The sequence below is a fragment of the Sulfitobacter sp. HI0129 genome (assembly GCF_001635395.1).
Classification (GTDB): Bacteria; Pseudomonadota; Alphaproteobacteria; order Rhodobacterales; family Rhodobacteraceae; genus Sulfitobacter.
Genome location: NZ_LWGH01000546.1, coordinates 1 through 1,848, shown reverse-complemented (window position 1 = coordinate 1,848; position 1,848 = coordinate 1). Strand labels below are relative to the sequence as shown.

Here is a 1,848-nt window from a genome sequence, read left to right as displayed (position 1 = left end):
CCTCCGCCCATGGCCTCACCGCGTCGCCTTTCAAGGCGGCCTATATCGCGGCCAAACATGGTATCGTGGGGCTGACGAAGACGACCGCGCTGGAAACGGCGAAGGAAGACATCACCTGCAACGCCATCTGCCCGGGATACGTGCTGACGCCGATCGTGGAAAAGCAGATCCCCGATACGATGAAGGAATACGGCATGAGCCGCGAAGACGTCATCGAGCAGGTCATGCTGACGCGCCAGCCCAGCCGCGAATTCGCGACCGTCGAACAGATGGGCGGCACCGCCACCTTCCTGTGTTCGCCCGCGGCAGCACAGATCACCGGCACGACGATCAGCGTCGACGGGGGTTGGACGGCTCTCTGACCCCACACAGGGCCCGCGCATCGCGCCGCCTCTGTCGGAGGCGGCGCAACCTATTTCGGAGGTCACCTCATGGCACCCAAACGCATCAACCTTGCCCTGCAGGGCGGCGGCGCTCATGGCGCTTTCACCTGGGGTGTGCTGGACCGGCTCCTGCAGGAGCCGGAGCTTGAAATTTGCGCCATTTCAGGCACTTCCGCCGGTGCCTTAAACGGTGCCGCGCTCAAGGCCGGGATGGCGAAGGGCGGCCGCGAGGCCGCGCGCGAAAACCTCGATTGGCTCTGGACGCAGGTATCCGGCGTGTCGGACCTGCGGATGGCTCATTGGCTGGCACCCTTCGGCGTGGGCGCGCTGAGCCATGCGCTTTCCTATTCCTGGCCGGTGACGCTGGCCGATACGCTTTCCAGCGCGATCTCTCCCTATGCCTACGGCCCCTTCTATCGCAATCCGCTGACGGACATCGTCGCCCAGTTCGACTATGCCCGGATTTGCCACAGCGACGCGCCGCGGCTTTTCGTGGGGGCGACGCGGGTGCGCAACGGCAAGATCCGCATCTTCAAGGATGAAGAGATCAGCGGGGAAGCCATCATGGCCTCCGCCTGTCTGCCCACGTTGTTCAAGGCGGTGGAGATCGACGACAGCGAAACGGGTCGGCGCGAGGCGTTCTGGGATGGTGGGTTTACCGGCAACCCGGCGCTCTTTCCGCTCTTCGCCAAGGACCTGCCCGATGACATTCTCGTGGTCAGCATCAACCCGATGGAGCGCGATGACATCCCCGTCACACCCCAGCAGATCCAGAACCGCGTGAACGAGATCAGCTTCAACTCCAGCCTGCTGCGCGAACTGCGCGCCATCGAATTCGTGCAGCGTCTGCTCGACGATGGAACAATGCCGCAGGGCCGGATGAGCCGGATAAGGATGCATATGATCGCGGATGATGCGCTGATGGCGAAACTGTCTGTCACCACGAAACTGGTGCCCAACGTGGCCGTCATCGCCGCATTGAAGGAGGCCGGGATCGCGGCTGCCGAGGCGTTCCTCGCCGGGGATGCGGAACATGTCGGCAAGCGTAGCACGCTGGATTTGCCCGAAATGTTCGGCTGACGCGCCTTTATTCGACGCGCGCGCGCCTGTCGGTGTGATCCCCCACCTCAAGGATCGAGTCGCCCGATTCCGGGTCGCCGATCCGCCCGGACGGGTAGACGAGCCCCGCGGAAATCACCAGTTTCGCGGCATCCTCGACCGACATGTCCAGTTCGATCACGTCCTTGCGCGGAAAGAAAAGCAGAAAACCCGATGTGGGGTTCGGCGTGGTGGGCACGAAGACGGAAACCATCGTGTCACTGGGATCGGACTTCGCCGCCACCTCGCCCTTGGCGGTGGTGGAGATGAACCCAAGCGCCCAGATGCCCCGCCGCGGATATTCAATGAGGCAGGCCGTTTCGAAGCTGCGTTCGGACTGGGCGAAGATTGTTTCCGATATCTGTTT

At 63.2% G+C, this 1,848-nt stretch carries 3 protein-coding genes; 2 read left to right on the top strand and 1 reads right to left on the bottom strand.

The window, feature by feature from the left end:
* On the top strand, nucleotides 1-362 hold a 362-nt coding region (locus A3764_RS14840; RefSeq protein ID WP_150122202.1), incomplete at its 5' end, for an SDR family oxidoreductase.
* Nucleotides 363-431: 69 nt separating this feature from the next.
* Nucleotides 432-1,463 (top strand): patatin-like phospholipase family protein, encoded by a 1,032-nt coding sequence (locus A3764_RS14835; RefSeq protein WP_067921172.1) that lies wholly within the window; start codon nucleotides 432-434, stop codon nucleotides 1,461-1,463.
* A 7-nt stretch (nucleotides 1,464-1,470) separates the two neighbouring features.
* Here the strand turns inward: A3764_RS14835 and A3764_RS14830 are convergent.
* On the bottom strand, nucleotides 1,471-1,848 hold a 378-nt coding region (locus A3764_RS14830; RefSeq protein WP_150122201.1), incomplete at its 5' end, for a DUF502 domain-containing protein.